This is a genomic window from Kitasatospora sp. CM 4170 (assembly GCF_032110285.1).
GTDB classification, from domain to species: domain Bacteria; phylum Actinomycetota; class Actinomycetes; order Streptomycetales; family Streptomycetaceae; genus Kitasatospora; species Kitasatospora aburaviensis.
Map to the genome: position 1 here is coordinate 8,307,296 of NZ_CP134877.1, position 18,750 is coordinate 8,326,045.

At 73.3% G+C, this 18,750-nt stretch carries 16 protein-coding genes; 12 read left to right on the top strand and 4 right to left on the bottom strand.

Annotated features, from left to right (window positions below; genetic code table 11):
- The first annotated feature begins 498 nt into the window (after positions 1 to 498).
- The 6 genes from dnaK (at position 499) to RMN57_RS34660 (ending at position 7,614) form a co-directional block, all read left to right on the top strand.
- On the top strand, positions 499 to 2,373 hold the full coding sequence (dnaK, locus tag RMN57_RS34635) for a molecular chaperone DnaK (protein WP_313767253.1): 1,875 nt from the start codon (positions 499 to 501) through the stop codon (positions 2,371 to 2,373).
- A gap of 187 nt (positions 2,374 to 2,560) precedes the next feature.
- Positions 2,561 to 3,601 carry a BadF/BadG/BcrA/BcrD ATPase family protein gene (locus tag RMN57_RS34640; RefSeq protein WP_313767254.1) on the top strand — a complete coding sequence of 347 codons (1,041 nt, stop codon included), beginning with the start codon at positions 2,561 to 2,563 and terminating at the stop codon, positions 3,599 to 3,601.
- Between the two features lie 623 nt (positions 3,602 to 4,224).
- The gene (locus tag RMN57_RS34645) at positions 4,225 to 5,610 is read left to right on the top strand and encodes a rhodanese-like domain-containing protein (RefSeq protein WP_313767255.1); all 1,386 of its coding nucleotides are present in this window, start codon (positions 4,225 to 4,227) and stop codon (positions 5,608 to 5,610) included.
- Between the two features lie 201 nt (positions 5,611 to 5,811).
- Positions 5,812 to 6,414 carry a rhodanese-like domain-containing protein gene (locus tag RMN57_RS34650; protein ID WP_313767256.1) on the top strand — a complete coding sequence of 201 codons (603 nt, stop codon included), beginning with the start codon at positions 5,812 to 5,814 and terminating at the stop codon, positions 6,412 to 6,414.
- Entirely contained in the window at positions 6,411 to 7,283 is an 873-nt protein-coding gene (locus RMN57_RS34655) for a sulfite exporter TauE/SafE family protein (RefSeq protein ID WP_313767257.1), read from the top strand. Before RMN57_RS34650 ends, RMN57_RS34655 begins: the two co-directional genes overlap by 4 nt.
- A gap of 64 nt (positions 7,284 to 7,347) precedes the next feature.
- Positions 7,348 to 7,614 carry a metal-sensitive transcriptional regulator gene (locus RMN57_RS34660; protein WP_313767258.1) on the top strand — a complete coding sequence of 89 codons (267 nt, stop codon included), beginning with the start codon at positions 7,348 to 7,350 and terminating at the stop codon, positions 7,612 to 7,614.
- A gap of 455 nt (positions 7,615 to 8,069) precedes the next feature.
- Here RMN57_RS34660 and RMN57_RS34665 read toward each other — a convergent pair whose 3' ends face one another.
- Together RMN57_RS34665 and RMN57_RS34670 are read right to left on the bottom strand one after the other, a co-directional pair.
- Complete coding sequence (locus RMN57_RS34665) at positions 8,070 to 8,900, bottom strand: SAM-dependent methyltransferase (RefSeq protein WP_313767259.1); 831 nt, start codon at positions 8,898 to 8,900, stop codon at positions 8,070 to 8,072.
- A gap of 151 nt (positions 8,901 to 9,051) precedes the next feature.
- Positions 9,052 to 9,798 carry a TetR/AcrR family transcriptional regulator gene (locus RMN57_RS34670; RefSeq protein WP_313767260.1) on the bottom strand — a complete coding sequence of 249 codons (747 nt, stop codon included), beginning with the start codon at positions 9,796 to 9,798 and terminating at the stop codon, positions 9,052 to 9,054.
- A gap of 390 nt (positions 9,799 to 10,188) precedes the next feature.
- Here RMN57_RS34670 and RMN57_RS34675 point away from each other — a divergent pair, with 390 nt between their 5' ends.
- Positions 10,189 to 10,812: a sigma-70 family RNA polymerase sigma factor gene (locus RMN57_RS34675; protein WP_313767261.1), complete on the top strand. Its 624-nt coding sequence runs from the start codon at positions 10,189 to 10,191 to the stop codon at positions 10,810 to 10,812.
- Here the strand turns inward: RMN57_RS34675 and RMN57_RS34680 are convergent.
- Both RMN57_RS34680 and RMN57_RS34685 read right to left on the bottom strand, forming a co-directional pair.
- Positions 10,809 to 11,762 (bottom strand): IS481 family transposase, encoded by a 954-nt coding sequence (locus RMN57_RS34680; protein ID WP_313764710.1) that lies wholly within the window; start codon positions 11,760 to 11,762, stop codon positions 10,809 to 10,811. The two genes, RMN57_RS34675 and RMN57_RS34680, sit on opposite strands and share 4 nt — an antisense overlap.
- Positions 11,763 to 11,963: 201 nt before the next feature.
- On the bottom strand, positions 11,964 to 12,272 hold the full coding sequence (locus RMN57_RS34685; RefSeq protein WP_313767262.1) for a hypothetical protein: 309 nt from the start codon (positions 12,270 to 12,272) through the stop codon (positions 11,964 to 11,966).
- Positions 12,273 to 12,540: 268 nt separating this feature from the next.
- Between RMN57_RS34685 and RMN57_RS34690 the strand changes: the two genes are divergently transcribed.
- The 5 genes from RMN57_RS34690 (at position 12,541) to RMN57_RS34710 (ending at position 18,747) form a co-directional block, all read left to right on the top strand.
- Entirely contained in the window at positions 12,541 to 12,897 is a 357-nt protein-coding gene (locus tag RMN57_RS34690) for a PRC-barrel domain-containing protein (protein WP_313767263.1), read from the top strand.
- Positions 12,898 to 12,995: 98 nt separating this feature from the next.
- Positions 12,996 to 14,324: a deoxyribodipyrimidine photo-lyase gene (locus RMN57_RS34695; protein ID WP_313767264.1), complete on the top strand. Its 1,329-nt coding sequence runs from the start codon at positions 12,996 to 12,998 to the stop codon at positions 14,322 to 14,324.
- Between the two features lie 312 nt (positions 14,325 to 14,636).
- On the top strand, positions 14,637 to 16,082 hold the full coding sequence (locus RMN57_RS34700) for an endonuclease/exonuclease/phosphatase family protein (RefSeq protein ID WP_313767265.1): 1,446 nt from the start codon (positions 14,637 to 14,639) through the stop codon (positions 16,080 to 16,082).
- Positions 16,083 to 16,171: 89 nt separating this feature from the next.
- Positions 16,172 to 18,154, top strand: a complete 1,983-nt coding sequence (locus RMN57_RS34705; protein WP_313767266.1) for a phosphocholine-specific phospholipase C — start codon at positions 16,172 to 16,174, stop codon at positions 18,152 to 18,154.
- Between the two features lie 119 nt (positions 18,155 to 18,273).
- Positions 18,274 to 18,747, top strand: coding sequence for a VOC family protein (locus tag RMN57_RS34710; protein WP_313767267.1), 474 nt, complete (start codon positions 18,274 to 18,276; stop codon positions 18,745 to 18,747).
- Positions 18,748 to 18,750: the final 3 nt, after the last annotated feature.

Below are 18,750 nucleotides of genomic sequence, written 5' to 3' on the forward strand. Positions count from 1 at the left end.
CCTCCGGCAGCGGGGTGAAGACAGCTTCGGACAGAACGATCGAATCCGGGCAGACCGGGAAGAATCGGTCGGGCCAGGCACATCACGCTACTTCGCCCGCCCGGCCGCGGCCCGTCGTCGCCGCCCGCTCGGGTGATCCCGCGGCCGCGCGTCGCAGGTCGGAGCCGGTTCGCGGGCCCGGCCGACCGGGCGGGTCGCGGGTGCGGCCGGAGCGCGGCGGCCCGGTCGCCGGGGTCGCCGGCGCCCGCCCCGGGCGGCGCCCCCGGCAGCGCCGAGTGACAATTGAATTGATACGAATTCGCTCAACTTTCATGAGCGGCCGCCAGGAGTGGCTGCAAGGCCCCCGCCGCCCGGCGGTACGCCCGCGCGGTCCCTGCGTCCGCGCCGTCCGGTGAGTCCGCGCCGTCCGGTGCGTCCTCGCGATCCGGTACGGGCGTGCGGTCCGGGTGCGGGCGTGCGGTCCGGCCCCGGCCGGGTCGCTCAGGAGGGAGGACCGCGATGGCTCGCTCAGTCGGGATCGACCTGGGCACCACCAACTCCGTCGTCTGCGTGCTGGAGGGCGGCGAGCCCGCCGTCGTGCCGAACGCGGAGGGTGCCCGCACCACGCCGTCGGTGGTCGCGTTCGCCAAGGGCGGCGAGGTGCTGGTCGGCGAGGTGGCCAAGCGCCAGGCGGTGACCAATGTCGACCGTACGGCCCGGTCGGTGAAGCGGCACGTCGGCGACGCGCAGTGGCGCTTCCCCGAGACCGGGGACGTCGACGGGAAGCGGTACACCGCGCAGGAGATCTCCGCCCGGGTGCTGCAGAAGCTGAAGCGGGACGCCGAGTCTTACCTCGGCGAGGACGTGACCGACGCCGTGGTCACCGTCCCCGCGTACTTCAACGACTCCCAGCGCACCGCGACCAAGGAGGCCGGCGAGATCGCCGGCCTGCGGGTGCTGCGCATCGTCAACGAGCCGACCGCCGCCGCCCTGGCCTACGGCCTGGACAAGGGGAACGACCAGACGATCCTGGTCTTCGACCTCGGCGGCGGCACCTTCGACGTCTCGCTGCTGGAGATCGGCGAGGGCGTCGTCGAGGTGAAGTCCACCAACGGCGACACCCACCTCGGCGGCGACGACTGGGACCAGAAGGTCGTCGACCACCTGGTGCGGCAGTTCAAGAACGGCTACGGGATCGACCTGGCCAAGGACCGGATGGCCGCGCAGAGGCTGCGCGAGGCAGCCGAGAAGGCCAAGATCGAGCTCTCCTCGGCCACCGAGACGACGATCAACCTGCCCTATGTGAGCGCCTCCGCCGAGGGGCCGCTGCACCTGGAGGAGAAGCTCACCCGGGCGCAGTTCGAACAGCTCACCTCCGACCTGCTGGAGCGCTGCCGCGGACCCTTCCACCAGGCCGTGGAGGACGCGGGGATCCAGGTCTCGGACATCGACCACGTGATCCTGGTCGGCGGCTCCACCCGGATGCCGGCGGTCACGGAGCTGGTCAAGTCGCTCACCGGGAAGGACCCGCACAAGGGCGTCAACCCGGACGAGGTGGTCGCCGTCGGCGCCTCGCTGCAGGCCGGCGTGCTGAAGGGCGAGGTCAAGGACGTCCTGCTGCTCGACGTCACCCCGCTGTCCCTCGGCATCGAGACCAAGGGCGGCATCATGACCAGGCTGATCGAGCGCAACACCACGATCCCGACCAAGCGCTCCGAGATCTTCACCACGGCCGAGGACAACCAGCCGTCCGTGCAGATCCAGGTCTACCAGGGCGAGCGGGAGATCGCCGCGTACAACAAGCGGCTCGGCATGTTCGAGCTGACCGGCCTGCCGCCGGCCCCCCGCGGCCTGCCCCAGATCGAGGTCACCTTCGACATCGACGCCAACGGCATCATGCACGTCGGCGCCAAGGACCTCGGGACGGGGAGGGAGCAGAAGATGACCGTCACCGGCGGCTCGGCGCTGCCGAAGGACGACATCGCGCGGATGATGCGCGAGGCGGAGCAGCACGCGGAGGAGGACCGGCTGCGCAAGGAGGCGGCGGAGACGCGGAACCAGGCCGAGCAGCTCGTCTACTCGACCGAGAAGGTCCTCGCCGACAACCCCGACAAGGTGCCCGAGGACGTCAAGTCCGAGGTGGAGGAGGCCCTTTCGGAGCTGCGGGAGACGCTGAAGGGTGAGGACACCGCGGCCGTCCGGGCCGCGACGGACCGGGCGGCGGTGGTGGCGCAGAAGATCGGCGCCGCGCTGTACGCCCAGTCCTCCGGTGGCCAGGCGTCCGGTGCGCAGGCCGCCGGGGCCGAGGGTGGCGGACCGGCCGGCGCGGGGGAGGAGGAGGTCGTGGACGCGGAGATCGTGGACGAGGACAGGCCTAAGGGCGGGGCGGGCTGAGCCGGGGCCGGGAGCCGGTCGGGCCGGCGAGCGGGTGGGGCCCGGGAGCCGGGCCCGGTGCCGCGGCGCGGGTCCGGTCCGGCTCCTGCCGTCAGGCCGGTTCGCCGGCCGGCCGGCGGGGGAGGGGGCCGGTGGTGGCGCAGGTGGACCGGACGGACCGGGCGGGCGGATGACGGGGAAGACGAGCATGCACACGGGCGACCGCGGCGCGCCGGGCCCGGCCCCGGCCGCCGACGTTTGGGTGGTCGGCATCGACGTCGGCGGCACCGGCGCCCGGCTCGCCCTCGCCCCGGCCGACCGGTCGGACGACCTCGTCGGCGTGCGGACCCGCGACCTCCCGGTCGCCGCGCGGATCGCGGCCACCGGCCACGACGCCGACGCGCTGCTCGTCCGGCTGATACCCGAACTCGAAGCACTGACCGCCGAGTTGCCGCACCATGCGCACATCGGTGCGGTCGCCGTCGGCGCCACCGGGATGGCGCTGCTCGGCCGCGACCTGGCCGCCCGGCTTCCCGGCCCGCTGGCCCGGGCCACCGGGGCGGACCGGCTGGTCCTGGCCGGGGACGCCGTCGCCGCCTACGTGGGGGCCCTCGGCGCCCGGGCGGGCGTGACCGTGGCGGCCGGCACCGGGCTGGTCGCGATCGGCCACCGCCCGGGCACCGGCTGGCAACGGGCCGACGGCTGGGGCCAGTTGCTGGGCGACTGCGGCAGCGGCGGCTGGATCGGCCGGGCGGGCCTCGAAGCGGCGCTGCGCGCGTACGACGGCCGGAGCGGCGGATCGCCCGCACTGCTCGAACGGGCCGAGCACCGCTACGGCCCGGTGACCGGCCTGCCGGCCGCGCTCCAGCCGCGCCCCGACCGGGCCGCACTGCTCGCGGCCTTCGCGCCGGACGTGGCCGGGGCGGCCGACGCCGGCTGCCCGGTCGCCGGGGTGATCCTGCGGCGGGCGGGGGAGGAGATCGCGGCCGCGGCGGCGGCCGCGGCGACCGCGGCCGGCCTGGCGGAGCCCCGACTCGCCCTGGCCGGGGGCTTGTTCAACCTCCCGCGCCTCCGGTCGGCCGCCGAGGCGGCGCTGGCCGACCGCCTTCCCTCCGCGCGCCCGCACCGGCCGGACGGCCCGCCCCTCCTCGGCGCGCTCCGCCTCGCCGCCGCTGCGGTCGCCGCCGCCCCGCTGCCCTGGCCGATCGACCCGCCGCTCCTCGCCGTCCACCGACCGGGCCGGCCCTGACCCTCCGGTCGCCGGGCGCCCGGCTCCACCGGACGTGCCGACGATCGGCTGGGCGGTCACGCTCCCGGGGCGATCCCGCTGATCGCGCGGTCGAGGAGGCGGTCGAAGACGGCCTGGGAGCTCCGGTTGCCACCCGGCTTCGCCAGGGCCTGGGCGACGTGAAGGTAGTTGCGCGAGGCCGGGGCACTGCCCGAGGGTCCCGCGCCGAGGGGCAGGGTTCGCCGACTTTGATCAGTCGGCGAACCCGGCCCTTGCCTTCTTGATGTCGCCGGACGGAAGTGCGCCATCACGCCTTCGCCTGGATACCCCGGTGGGTATTTGACAGGGGCGCCGCAGTGGAGTTACGTTCGAAGTCAAGATGCCCCGGGGGGTATATGAAGGACTGGCGTGACCCGTGAGATCGATTTCGACGCCTTCGCCTCCACCTGGACCGATGGCGGCCTCCTCGCTGGCCCGCATCCGCGCTGACGCGGCCCCGCGCCGCATGGCGCACCTCTCTTTCGCTCTCCCGTGCCCGAGGTCGCGGCCCGTCGCCGACCGGCCACGGCCTCGCCCTGCCCGTCTATATACCCCCATGGGTATTTCCGGCCCTGTGCAGGTCCTTGATCAGGAGGTTGTTCCCCGTGTTCTTCGCCCAGTACTACCTCGACTGCCTCTCCCAGGCGTCGTACATGATCGCCGACGAGTCCACCGGGCGGGCGGTGGTCGTCGACCCGCGCCGGGACATCTCGGAGTACCTGGCCGACGCCCAGGCACGGGGCTTCACCGTCGAGGCGGTCATCAACACCCACTTCCACGCCGACTTCGTCGCCGGTCACCTGGAGATGGCCGCCCGCACCGGCGCCTGGATCGGCTACGGGCAGCGGGCCGAGACCGAGTACCCGATCCGCCACCTCGCCGAAGGCGAGCGGATCAGCCTCGGTGAGGTGACCCTGCAGATCATGGAGACCCCCGGTCACACCCCGGAGTCGATCAGCGTCCTGGTCTTCGAGCGCGCCGCCGACGAGGTCCCCTACGGCGTGCTGACCGGAGACGCGCTGTTCATCGGCGATGTCGGCCGCCCCGACCTGCTCGCCTCGGTGGGCGTCACCGCCGAGGAACTCGGCCGGATGCTCCACCGCAGCGTGCAGCACAAGCTGATGGGCCTGCCCGACGAGGTGCGGGTCTTCCCCGCCCACGGCGCGGGCTCGGCCTGCGGCAAGAACCTCTCCACCGAGAAGCAGTCCACCATCGGCGCCCAGCGCGCCACCAACTACGCCTGCCGGCCGATGAGCGAGGACGACTTCGTCGCCATCGTCACCGCCGGACAGTCCGCCGCACCCGGCTACTTCGCCTATGACGCCACCCTCAACCGCCAGCAGCGTGACCTGTTCGACCCCGCCGCCGCGCCCCGGCCGCTGTCGCCGGAGGAGTTCCGCGCCGAGCACGCCACCGGAGCGGTGGTGGTGGATGCCCGCAGTCCGCAGGAGTTCGGCACCGGCCACGTGCGCGGCGCGATCAACGTCCCCGCCGACGGCCGCTTCGCCGAGCAGGCCGGCACCGTCCTGACCCCCGACAGCCGCATCCTGGTCATCGCACCCCAGAACCGCGAGGAGGAGATCACCACCCGCCTCGCCCGCATCGGCTTCGACCGCACGGCCGGCTACCTGCTTGGCCCCGACGACGCCCTCGCCGCCATGCCCGACCAGGTCACCCCGGCCAGCCGCCTGACCGCCGACCAACTGCGCACCGCCCTCGCCGGTGACCAGCCCCCACTCGTCCTGGACGTCCGCAACTGCTCCGAACGAGCCGGCGGCCACATCGACGGCTCGCTTCACGTCGCGCTGGGCGAACTGCCCCACCGCCTGGACGAGATCCCCACCGACCGCCCCCTGGTCCTGCACTGCGCCGGCGGACACCGCTCCTCCATCGCCGCCAGCCTGCTGCGCCACCACGGCTTCGAGGACGTCTCCGACATCCTCGGCGGCTACGGCGCCTGGGCACTGCTCGCCGAACCCGCCACCGCCTGACCGCCCTCTCAAGACACCGGGACCAGGCGCGGAGGCCGACCGCCATCAGCCCTCCGCGCCGGACCCGGCACCTCGCCCCACGGGTGTCCGACGGGAGACCACCCCCCCATCGCCCCGCCGGACACCCGGGCCCTGCCACACCCCGAAACATACCCCCACCGGTATTCCATCCGGACCGGCCGAACCAACACCGGAGACGACATGACCACCCCCACCCCCACCCCCACCCCCACCCCCACCCCCACCGCAATCGACACCGCCGTCCTGAGGGGCCTCACCAAGGACGGCCGCGGCCCGCGCCTGCTGGACGTGCGCACCCCCGGCGAGTTCCACACCGTCCACATCCCCGGCGCCTACAACGTGCCCCTGGACACGCTGCGCGAGCACCGTGCCGAACTGCTCCGCCACCTCGACGAGGACACCGTCCTGATCTGCCGCTCCGGCGCCCGCGCCGCCCAGGCCGAGCAGGCGCTCGCCGATGCCGGGCTGCCCGGCCTGCGCGTCCTCGAGGGCGGCATGGTCGCCTGGGAGGCGGCCGGCGGCCCGGTGACCCGCGGGGCGGCGCGCTGGGAACTGGAACGCCAGGTGAGGCTGATCGCCGGTTCGATCGTGCTCGTCTCCGGCCTGGCCGGGCTCGCGATCCCGGGCCTGCCCCTGATCGGCACCGCCGTCGGAGCCGGCCTCACCTTCGCCGCGGTCACCAACACCTGTGCGATGGGCATGATGCTCGCCAGGCTCCCCTACAACCGCGGCCCGCGCACCGACATCAACACGGTGATCGCCGCGCTGAAGAGCCGGCCGTGAGCACTCTCGCCATAGCGGCCTCGCTGCTGATCGGAGTCCTCCTCGGGATCCTGGGCGGCGGCGGATCCATGCTCACCGTCCCGATCCTGGTCTACCTGGCCGGCCAGGACACCAAGCAGGCCATCACCACATCCCTGTTCGTCGTCGGCGTCACCAGCATCGCCGGCCTGATCTCCCACGCCCGCGCGGGCCGGGTGCGCTGGCGCACCGGGACGCTGTTCGGCCTGGCGGGCATGGCCGGCGCCTACGCCGGCGGACGAGCCGCCGCACACATCCCCGACACCGTGCTGCTGATCGCGTTCGCCCTCATGATGCTCGCCACGGCGGCCGCGATGCTTCGCGGCCCCCGCAAGACCACCCAGCAGGCGCAGAGCGAGCCCCCGCTCCACCGCCTGCTCCTGCAGGGCCTCGTCGTGGGCGCGGTCACCGGCATCCTCGGCGCCGGCGGCGGCTTCCTCATCGTCCCCGCCCTGGCGCTGCTCGCCGGCCTGCCGATGGGCATCGCCATCGGCACCTCGCTCCTGGTCATCGCCATGAACTCCTTCGCCGGACTGGCCGGACACATCTCCGGCGCCCACCTCGACTGGAACCTGGCCCTCGCCGTCACCGCAGCCGCCGTCCTCGGCAGCCTCATCGGCGGCCGCTACGCCGGACGCATCCCCCAGCACACCCTGCGCACCGGCTTCGGCTGGTTCGTCATCGCCATGGCCCTGTTCGTCCTCGGCCGCCAGATCGGCCCGGCCGTCCTGACCGTCGTCCCCGCGATCGCGGCCTGGGTGCTGATCCGGCGCAGGCGCGTCCGCCGCACCGGGAACCCGTCCGCGGCAGGGGCGGTGGCGCCCACCCCGGAACCCGCTGTCCGCCACTGACTCCCACAGATACCCGCTGGGGTATCCTGAAAGGAAGCGGTAGGCACGAGCCAGGAGGAAACCGGTGAAGGTGGAAGAAGAAGCGACGAGCGCGGTCCTCAACCGGCTGCGCCGCGCCCAGGGCCAGCTCGCCGGCGTCATCGCCATGATCGAAGCCGGCCGCGACTGCAAGGACGTCGTCACCCAGCTCGCCGCCGTCTCCCGTGCCCTCGACCGGGCCGGCTTCAAGATCGTGGCCAGCGGCATGCGCCAGTGCCTGGCCACCGCGGACGGCGACGCGCCACCGATGTCCGAGGCCGAGCTGGAGAAGCTCTTCCTCGCCCTTGCCTGACCTTCAGCCCGAGCGGCCCGACGGCACCACATCCGCCGACGGGCCGCTCGTGCGCTGCCTGCGGGGGCTGCCGGACATTCACGTCAGGCCGTTCGCCGTCGAGTGGTCCGGTGTGTGGTGCGCTTGACCGCTTCGTCCGTAGTCGGGAACTGAGGGCGAAACGGCTGGACCGGCGCCTTCAGGCCGTTGGGAGTGGGCGTTTCCTGGACGGGACGACGTTCTGCTCCGTGCCGGCGATCCGGTCGCGAAGCCGCTGGTTCTCCAGGGTGAGCTGGTTGACGACGCGCTGCATGGCGGCGCGGATGCGATCGCGCTCGTCGGGGGCGGCCGCCACCACCCGTCGGCGCTCGTGCTCCCCACCACGGACGAAGCCGACGAGGCTCCGGCCGACCAGGGTGGAGCGGTGCCGGCCGAGGGTGCCGATACGGCCGGACTGCGGCGGCCCTGAACGGACGTCAGGCCTTGCGGGCCACGGCGGCGTACATGCTGACGCGGTCGGCGCCCGGGTCGGGGGTGGTGTCGGGGCGCCAGAGGGGGGCGGTGACGACGCCCGGGTCGAGGATCTCCAGGCCGTCGAGGAAGGAGCGGACCTCGTCCCGGCTGCGGCCGACCAGCGGGGCGGTGGCCTTGTCGTAGATGCCGGTGACGCGGTCGCGGACCACCGCGGGGATGAAGTCGGCGGTGCCGTGGGAGAGGACGAGGTGGCTGCCGGGCGCCAGAGCGCCGAGGAGCTCGCGCACCACCTTGTCGGGCCGCTCCTCGTCCCGCAGGAAGTGCAGGACGGCGGCGAGCACCAGGGCCACCGGGCGGTCGAGGTCGAGGACCCCCTCGGCGTCGGCCGCGGTGAGGAGGCCGGCCGGGTCGCGCAGGTCGGCCTGGATCACGGTGGTCCGGCCGAGGGCCGTCCCGGCCATCAGGGCGCGGGCGTGGGAGAGCACGATCGGGTCGTTGTCGACGTAGACGACCCGGGCGTGGGGGTTCTCGGCCTGGGCGATCTCGTGGGTGTTGCCGGCGGTCGGGATGCCGGTGCCGATGTCGAGGTACTGGTCGAGGCCGAGGCCGGCCACGTGCCGGACGGCACGGCGCAGGAAGGCCCGGTTGGCGCGGGCCGTGGAGCGGAACTCGGGGTTCGCGGCCAGGGCCCGCTCGGCGGCTTCGCGGTCGGCGGGGAAGTGGTCCTTCCCGCCGAGGTAGTAGTCGTACATCCGGGCCGGGTGCGGGACGTCGGGGCGGAGGTCGGCGGGGGTGCCGGGGTCGCCGGGCTCCCACATGCTGTCGTGGCCCACTGCGTCCTCCGCTCGCCCCACCCGCTGGCGTTGATCTGATGATCCGTCCGGTCTCTCGGTCGACAGCCTAGAGGCTCGGCCCGCGGTCCGATGGGCGGACGGCCCTAACGCCCCCGCCTGCCCCGCCGGACCTGCGCCGGTCCGTCCCGCCTCAGGGCGCGCGGTAGCCGTCCGCCCAGCCCATCTCGGCGCTCAGCCGGGCGAGCTCGTACTCGAAGAGGTTTCCGGTGTCCGGCAGGGCGAACGTCAGGTGGCCGAGCACGTCCAGGCAGATCAGGCCGTGCAGCCGGGCCCAGCCGCTGAGCATCGCGGCGATCGCGGCGGCCGGCAGGTTCACCCCGCGGCTGGCCCGTAGGCTGTCCAACTGGTCGCGCAGACCGGCCGGGAGCTGCTCGTCGGGCGGGGTGGGGAAGGGCTTCTGCAGCCAGAGTTCGGCCATCAGCGCCGCGAAGATCGAGCCCAGGAACCAGCCGGCGTTCTGCGTCTCGTCGTCGTGGGCGGCCCGCGCGCTGAGCGGCGAGGTGCCCAGGATGAGGGAGAACTCGTGCCGGTGGGTGAGCGCCCAGTGGCGTAGCGCCCGGCTTGCGGCGAGGAGTCGGCCGATCGCGTCGGAGTGGTCGGCCCGGCTGTCGGCGGCGGACTGGATCGCCTGCGAGACCTCGGTGAAGATGTCCTTGCGGACCTCCCTGACCAGGACCTCGTACGATTCGAAGTACCGGTAGACGGCGGGCGCGGTCATGCCCATCTCGCGTGCGATGGCGCGGATGGTGACGGCGTGCTCGCCGTCCTCGGCCAGGAGCCGGCGTGCCACGGCCATCATCTCGGCGATGGTGGCGAGCCGGGTCCGCTCCCGACGGGTCAGTGCTGGTGGCGGCATACCCACCCGGCCCGTGGTCATTGAGGTACCTCCGCCGTTGGTCCGGTTACCGTCGAGTCTTCCCCATGTTACGGAAATGAACTCCGATAACGAAGCGGTCGGAACGGGGGCGGCACGCGGTGTGACCTGCGGCACGATCCGCCCGGACCGAAGCCCTGCTGACGGATCGTGAGATCGGCTCGCCGGCGCGCGAGTCGTGTTGACAGGGGACGTCGGCCGACACGTATGGTTTACGCCAGTAGCCGAAGTGACGGTACTGCGCGGAAGCTACTGGTCGAAGGATCGCCCCTCGGACCGGTGGCGGGGTCCGGCGCCCTGGGAAGCGCCGCACGAAGGACCACCGTCATCTCTTGCTGGGCTGATGACGACATGACGGGGGATTCGTTGCATACGACTGCGCCGAGTGAACTTGTGGCTGGATGCCTGGCCGGCGAGCAGGCGGCCTGGGACGAACTGGTGGACCGCTACACGCCGCTGGTCTTCGCGATCGCACGGAGCCATCGGCTCAGTGTGGCGGATTGTGAGGATGTCGTACAGGCCGCCTGGCTGAGGGTCATCCGGCACCTCTCCGAGCTCCGGTCGCCGGACCGGCTCGTGCAGGGGATCGCGGCCGCGGCCCGCCAGGAGAGTCTGAAGCACCTCGAACGGTCGGGGCGACGCCTTCCGGCGGGGGAGTCGGAGGACTCCGGCCGACCGGACGCCGGCGGTGGCGACGATCCGGGCGAGTGCCCACCGGGCGCCGAGCGGGACGACGAGGTGCTGCGCGCCTTCAGCCGGCTGCCGGAGTGCTGCCAGGCGCTGCTGGGTCTGCTGGTGGCCGACCCGCTGATGCCCCACGACGAGATCGGCGCCGCCCTTGGGATGCCCCCGGGATCCATCGGCCCGCACCGGGGCCGTTGCCTTGCCCGTCTGGAGCGGATCATGCGGGAACGGGCCGAGGAGTCCGGACGGGCCGACGGCGCCGTGTCCGACGTCCGGCAGGCGCCCGAGCCGGGTGCCCGGGCGGGCCGGCGCACGCTCGCCAGGCGGGGCTAGCTGTTCTGACTCGTGAGGTTGGGGACGCGGCTGGCGGGTGGCTTGCCTGCGAGTGCTGTGTGTCCGCGGTGGTGATTGTAGGTGTGGAGCCAGGCGGGGTAGGCGTCGCGGCGTTCCTGTTCGGTGCGGTAGGGCCTGGCGTAGGCCCATTCGTCGAGCAGGGTGCGGTTGAAGCGTTCGACCTTGCCGTTGGTCTGGGGCCGGTAGGGCCGGGTTCGCTTGTGCGTGATGCCTTCGGCCGCGAGGGCATCGCGCCAGGTCCGGGAGCGATAGCAGGAGCCGTTGTCGGTCAGCACGCGCTGGACGGCGATCCCGGCCCGGGCGAAGAACTCGCTTGCCCGGGCCCAGAAGGCGGTGGCGGTCTCCTTGCGCTCGTCGGGCAGGATCTCGCTGTAGGCCAGGCGGGAGTGGTCGTCCACGGCGTTGTGGAGGTAGCTGTAGCCCGCGCCGGAACGGGTCTTGCGGCCGGCCTCACGGCCCAGGATCTTGTGGCCGCCGCCGTCGGGGATGTTGCCGAGCTTCTTGATGTCGACGTGGACCAACTCGCCCGGTGCGGCGCGTTCGTAGCGCCGCACCGGGCGAGCGGTCGCGCGGTCCAGGTGGGCCAGGCGGGCGAGCCGGTAGCGGGTCAGCACGCGGTGCACGGTCGCTGGGTTGAGCCGCAGCAGGTAGGCGATGCGGGCCGGGCCCCAGCGGCGCAGGACGCGGACCTTGATGATCCGCCGCTCGGTGCGCGACGGGGTCCGCCGGGGGCTGCGGTGCGGGCGGCTGGAGAGGTCGCTCATACCGGCCTCGCCCAGCGCCCGGTAGCGGTCCGCCCAGCGCTTGGCCGTGGTGGGCGAGACCTGGAAGCGCTCGGCGGCCCGCCGCAACGGCCAGCCGTCGTCGACCACGCAGCGGGCCAGGCGCAGGCGTCCGGTCTCGGTCAGCGGTGCGTTACGGTGTGGCATGAGGGCCTTTCTGGCTGAGGTGCAGATGTCGCAATCCACACCGAGCCAGAAGGCCCTCACTCATTTCAAGATCACCACGCCGTGAGCCCTGTCACCAACCTCCGTGGTCAGTACAGCTAGCGCACCGTCAGGTGGCCGCGGTGAAGCCTCCCCGCGGCGGCGCAGCCCGCCGTCGCCGTCCGCCGGGCCGGCCGGTGCGGTTCAGTGCTCGCATGCCTGCGGGGCGGTCGTGGCGTGCAGTGCTGTGCTCGTGGCCATGTCGTAGTCCGCGAATTCGCCGAGTTCCCCGGAGTTCGTTGTCTGGGAGCTTCCTGGGAGGTCGGTGGACTTCCCTGGGGATTCAGTGAATTCGGGTTCAGGGGAGGCGTCGGATTCCCGCGGAACATCGGTGGGCGCGGGGGGCTCCCCGATCGATTGCCGGATGGCCTGCTTGACCTTGGCAGTCAGGTCGGCCGGCATCGGGCCGATGGCTCGGGAGAGCCGCTCCAGTGCCTGCTCAGAGTCGTCCAACCTGACCCCAGGGTTCGCTAGTTTATTGCTCAATGAGGCAATTCACGATAGTTGCTGGACTTGATGCGTGGCAAGAACTCTCGACCACGCATTGACGGTGTTCACGGGAGAAGCTCCGGCGCTGCCGTCAATGCGGTAGTGGTCGACGAGCGGCACCGCCAGTGACGATCTTCAAGGCGCGGACCGCCCGCCGGGCGGGCCGGCCCGGACTGTTGCAGGATGGAGAGTCCCGGACACCTCCGGAACCGGCCGGCGATGGGAGGCCGCGATGATCGGCTCGGCGGACATCAGGGAATGGCGCGGCCACGCCGTGGTCGACGAGAGGGACCGCCGGATCGGCACGCTCGAATCCGTCTACGTGGAGACCGCGAGCGACCTGCCGCTCTTCGCCACCGTCACGGTCGGCCTGCCGTCCCGGCGCCGGCTGGTGTTCGTGCCCCTGGACCACGCCGTCCTCGGGCCCGGGTACGTGCGGGTGGCGTACCCGAAGAGCATGGTCAAGCAGGCGCCCTCGATCGGCACGGACGACATCCTGCCGGCGGGGGACGAGCCGGCGCTCTTCGCGCACTACTCGATCGACTACGCCACCGGGGCCGGCGGCGAACGCCGCCTGGCCAGGCGCTGACCGCCCCGGCCCCGGCGCGTCGGTTCGCCCGGCCGGCGGCCGGAGTGGGAGGCTCGCATGCCCTGCCACGTCCCCTCCACCCACCGGGCCCGTCACCGATGACCGTCTCCATCGCCCTGTTCACCCAGGACCTGCGGCTGCACGACAACCCCGTGCTCCGCGCCGCCGCCGACGCCGCCGACGAGGTCGTGCCGCTCTTCGTCCTCGATCCGGACGTCGCCGCCGCCGGCTTCGCCGCGCCCAACCGCGCCGCCTTCCTCGCGGACTGCCTCGCCGACCTGGACGCCCGGCTGCGCCCGCTCGGCGGCCGGCTCGTCCTGCGCCGCGGGCCGGCCGCCGCCGCGGCCGCCCGGCTCGCAGACGAGACCGGCGCCGCCTCGGTGCACGTCGCCGCCGGGGTGAGCGCCTTCGCCCACCGCCGCGAACAGGCCCTGCGCGCCGGCCTCGGCTCCCGCCTGCACGTCCACGACGGCGCGCTCACGGTGGTCGTCCCCGGCGCGGTCACCCCGGCCGGCCGGGACCACTACGCCGTCTTCACCCCGTACTTCCGCGCCTGGCAGCAGGCCCCGCGCCGGACCGTCCACCGCGTGCCCCGGGCGCTGCGCACCCCCGAGGGCATCGCGAGCGAGCCGCTGCCCACCGCCGCCCCGGAGTCGCCCGGCCTGCCGCCGGGCGGTGAGCGCGCCGGGCGCCGGCGCTGGCAGCGCTACGACCTCGACCGGTACGCCGAGCTGCACGACGACCTCGCCGCCGACGGGACGTCACGCCTCTCGCCCTACCTGCACTTCGGCTGCCTCTCCGCGGCCGAGCTGGCCGCCTCCGCCGAACGGCGCGGCGGCAGCGGCGCGGAGGCGTTCGTCCGGCAGCTCGCCTGGCGCGACTTCCACCACCAGGTGCTCGCCGCCCGCCCGGACGCCGCGCACCGGGACTACCGGTCCAAGGGCGACCGCTGGCTCTCCGACACCGCGGAGGCCGAGGCCTGGCGGGCGGGCCGGACCGGGTTCCCCCTGGTGGACGGCGGGATGCGCCAACTCGCCCACGAGGGCTGGATGCACAACCGGGCCCGGCTGGTCACCGCCTCCTTCCTGACCAAGACGCTCTACCAGGACTGGCGCCCGGGGGCCCGGCACTTCCTGCGCCTGCTGGTGGACGGCGATCTGGCCAACAACCAGCTGAACTGGCAGTGGGTGGCCGGGACGGGCACCGACACCCGGCCGAACCGCGTCCTCAACCCGCTCGCCCAGGCCGACCGGCTCGACCCGGACGGCGCCTACGTCCGCCGCTGGGTGCCCGAACTGGCCGCCCTGCCCGGCCGGTCCGTGCACCGCCCCTGGCGACTGGACCGCCCGCCGGCCGACTACCCGGCGCCGCTGGTCGACCCGGAGGCCGTCTCCCTCCGGCTCCGGCAGGCCCGCGGCCTCGACTGACCGGCCGCCCTCCCGGTCCCCTCCGGCCCCCTCCCGCCGACGGCGCGAGGGGGCCTGCGCATGTGCGCCGACGAGGGCCTTGACGTGTGCCCGCCGGACCAGCAGGCCCCGGAGTTCCCGGACCGCCCGATGTCCCGTCATACGTCGTTCACGTTTCGGTCGCTGACCTTCGGATGAATGGGGCCCGCCCGCAGTTGTACAGCCAACTGTGGGTGCCTCCCCCCTCCCTCAGTGACCAGCCGCCGACGGCGCCGGCTCCGCACCGCCCCACCCGGGCACGGCCGACCCCCGAGCGCGGCGGACAGGACCACCGTGGCCGGCAGCGCCCTGACGCTCACCTCACCCGCCAACCCGGTCGAAGGTGACAAGCTCACCTTCCACTGGACCACCGACGCCCCCGATGCCAAGAACTGGGTCGGCATCTACGACGGCACCCGGAAGCCCGGCACCGGCAGCTCGCTGCTCTGGAAGTACACCCCGGCCGCCTCCGGCGACGTCCAGCTCGACACCTCGGCGCTGACCGGCGGCCCGTACACCGCCTACCTGCTGGCCAAGGACGGCTACGGCATCCTGGCCCAGACCGCGCCCTTCACCTTCCGCCCCCGGCCCGCCGTGGTCGCTCCGCACAGCGCCGTCGACGCCCTGACCACCGCCCCGGTCGCCCCGGGCGCCGCGGTCTCGGTCAAGCTCGGCGGCCTCTGGTCCCGTCCGGCCGGGAACCCGGCCGGCACCGCCGCGTTCCGCAAGGTCTCCGGGCCGGCCTGGGCCTCCGTCTCCGCCGACGGCACCTTCACCGGCACGGCGCCCGCCGGTGCCCCCAAGAACCCCGAGGTGGTCGTCGTCGGCGTCAAGGACAGCGCCGGCGCCACCGACACTGTCACCGTGCAGATCCCGGTCGTCGACCCGGCCGGCCAGCTGCGTCTGAAGGCCGCGAGCTGGAACCTCGCCAACGCGGGCGCCGCGTTCACCGACGGGCTGGAGAAGCAGCTGCGGGTGGTCCTCACCCAGGGCCTGGACGTGCTCGCCCTCCAGGAGACCGCCGGCACCGCCGCCCAGACGCTGGCCACCGCCCTCGGCTGGTACGCCTACCAGAGCGCCGGCAGCGTCGGCATCCTCAGCCGCTACCCGCTCACCGCCGTCACCCCGGTGACCGACGCGCTGCCCGCTGCCGGGGCGACCCTCCAGCTGCCCGGCGGCCGCACCGTCCGGTTCTGGGCCGCCCACCTCGACGAGTCCGGCTACGGCCCGTACGCCGTCCAGGACGGCCAGAGCGCCGCCCAGGTGACGGCCGCCGAGAACGCCTCCGTGCGGGTCCAGCAGGCCAGGGCGCTGGCCGCCGCGGTCCAGGCCGACGCCGCCGGCCGCACGCCGGTGGTGGTCGCCGGTGCGCTCTCCTCGCCGTCCCACCTGGACTGGACGGCCGCCACCGCCGCCGCGCACGGCGGGCTCGGGCCGCTCGCCTGGCCGGTCACGACGGTCCTCCAGGGCGCCGGGCTGACCGACAGCTTCCGCGAGGAGAACCGCGACCCGGTCAAGGCGCCGGGCTGCACCTGGTCCCCGGTCCGCAAGCAGCGCGCCGTCGGCAAGGCCGAGCCGCAGGACCGGATCGACTACGTGCTGTACGCCGGCCCGCTGAAGCTGGTCGAGGCGCACACCCTGGTCGCCGACTGGCCCGCCACCGGCACCGACCAGGCAGCGGTCGCCGCCAACCAGTGGCCCTCGGACACGGCCGCCGCCGTCGCGACCTTCCGGTTCTGACGGTCCCGCAGCTCCCTCCTCCTGAGGCGCCCGTCGACCCCGGGGCGCCCGCCGACCCTGCTCCGCCACCCCCGAGAGGCCCGCTCGTCATGCCCGATCTCTCCCGCCGTTCCTTCGTCGGCGCCACCGCGGCCGCCGGCGCCGCCGCCGTGGTCGGTCTTCCGGCCACCCAGGCCGCCGCTGCACCCGCAGCCGGCACCGACCGTCTCACCGGCACCGTCAAGGACGTCAAGCACGTCGTGGTGCTGATGCAGGAGAACCGCAGCTTCGACCACTACTTCGGCACGCTGAACGGCGTCCGCGGCTTCGGCGACAAGCAGGCGCTGCAGTTCCCGAACGGCACCGACGTCTTCCGCCAGCCCGACGCCGGGCGCAGCGACGGCGGCGTGATGCTGCCGTACCGGATGGACACCTCGAAGTACAACGCGCAGAACGCCGGCGGTCTCGCCCACGACTGGGCCACCGGCCACCAGGCGATCAACAACGGCGCGATGAACAAGTGGGTCGCCGCCAAGGGCGAGCGCACCATGGGGTACTTCAACCGCGAGGACATCCCGTACCAGTACGCGCTGGCCGACGCCTTCACCCTCTGCGACGCCTACTTCACCTCGCTGGCGGGCCCGACCGACCCGAACCGGCTCTACCTGTGGACCGGTACCGCCGGCCCCGGCCGGGACGGCACCACCGGCCCCTGGATCGACAACACGCCCGTCACCGACAACCCGGTCGCCGACTGGACCACCTACGCCGAGCGGCTGGAGCAGGCCGGCGTCTCCTGGCGGGTCTACCACAACCCGAGTAAGGACGACCGGACCGGCGACTACGACGACAACGCGCTGTCGTACTTCAAGCAGTTCCACGCCTTCCCGAAGGACGACCCGCGGTACGTCAACGCGATGACCAGGTTCGACCTCACCGCGTTCGACGCCCACTGCAAGGACGGCACCCTGCCGACGATCTCCTGGCTGGTCGCGCCCTACCTGTTCTCCGAGCACCCGGAGGCCGGGCCGGCGTACGGCGCGCACTGGGTCGACACGGCGCTGCAGTCGCTGATGTCCAACCCGGCGGTCTGGCAGCACACCGTGTTCCTGGTCATGTACGACGAGAACGACGGCTACTTCGACCACATGGTCCCGCCCACCCCCGAGCCGGGCACGCCCGAGGAGTTCACCCAGGGCCGCGCCATCGGCCTGGGCAACCGCGTCCCGCTCTGGGTCATCTCCCCCTGGTCGCGCGGCGGCTGGGTCAACTCCCAGGTCTTCGACCACACCTCCGTCCTGCGCTTCATGGAGCAGGTCACCGGCGTGGCCGAGCCCAACATCTCGGCCTGGCGCCGGGCCGTCTGCGGCGACCTCACCAGCTGCTTCGACTTCGCCGCCCCGGACCACTCGATCCCGCAACTCCCGGACACCAACGCGCTGATGGCCAGGGCCGACGCCGGCACCAAGCTCCCCGGTGTCCAGCTGCCCGCCGTCGGCGCCCAGTCGATGCCGGTCCAGGAGCGCGGCGACCGCCCGCACCGCCCGCTGCCCTACCAGCCCTGGGCCGACGTGGACGTGGACCGGAAGACCGGCAAGGTCACCTGCACCATGACCAACGACGGCACGGTCGCCTTCCCGTACACCGTCTACCCCAACATCCTGCTGCCGTTCGCCGGCACGCCCTACACGGTCGCCCCGGGCGCCACCGCCGGCTACGTCTGGGACGCGGCCGGGACCAACGGCCGGTACGACTTCACCGTGCACGGCCCGGACGGCTTCGTCCGCCGCTTCGCCGGCACCGTGGTCCGGGACGGCCAGGACGGCCAGAACGACATCGGGGTGCCGATCGTGACGGCCGATCTGAGCAACTCCTCCCGGCTCACGCTCCAGCTGGTCAACGACGGCCTGACCGACGTCTGCTTCACCGCCGCCCCCAACGACTTCGCGGGCACCGCGCAGACCGTCTGGGTCAAGCCCGGCAAGCAGGTGAACGTGGTCTGGCCGCTGGACAAGCAGGGCCGCTACGACGTCGTCGTGACGGCCGGCACCGGCCTGCGCTTCACCCAGCGCTACGCGGGCTGGGTGCACTGACGGAGCCTCGGGGCGGCCGGCGCAGACCGCCGGCCGCCCCACCCGGCCGGGGGCGCCGAACCGGTGACCCCCGGCCGTGGCTCGGCCGCCCGGCCGGGGCCCGCGGCTACCGTCGGGCCATGCAGAAGATCACCACCTTCCTCTGGTACGACGACCGGGCCGAAGAGGCCGCCCGCCTCTACACCTCGCTCTTCCCCGACTCCCGGATCACCGGCACCACCCGCTACAGCGACGTCGGCCCCGGCGAGCCGGGCACCGTGATGACCGTCGAGTTCGAGCTCGCCGGCCAGCGCTACACCGCCCTCAACGGCGGCCCGGTGTTCCACTTCACCGAGGCCGTCTCGCTCCAGGTCGACTGCGCCGACCAGGCGGAGGTGGACCGGCTCTGGACGGCGCTCCTCGTGGACGGCGGCGAGGAGAGCCAGTGCGGCTGGCTGAAGGACCGCTTCGGCCTCTCCTGGCAGATCGTCCCGCGCGTCCTGACCGAGCTGATCGCCGACCCGGACCGCGCCAAGGCCGACCGCGTCATGGCGGCGATGCTGCAGATGCGGAAGATCGAGATCCAGCCGCTCCTCGACGCGGCGCGGGGGTGACGC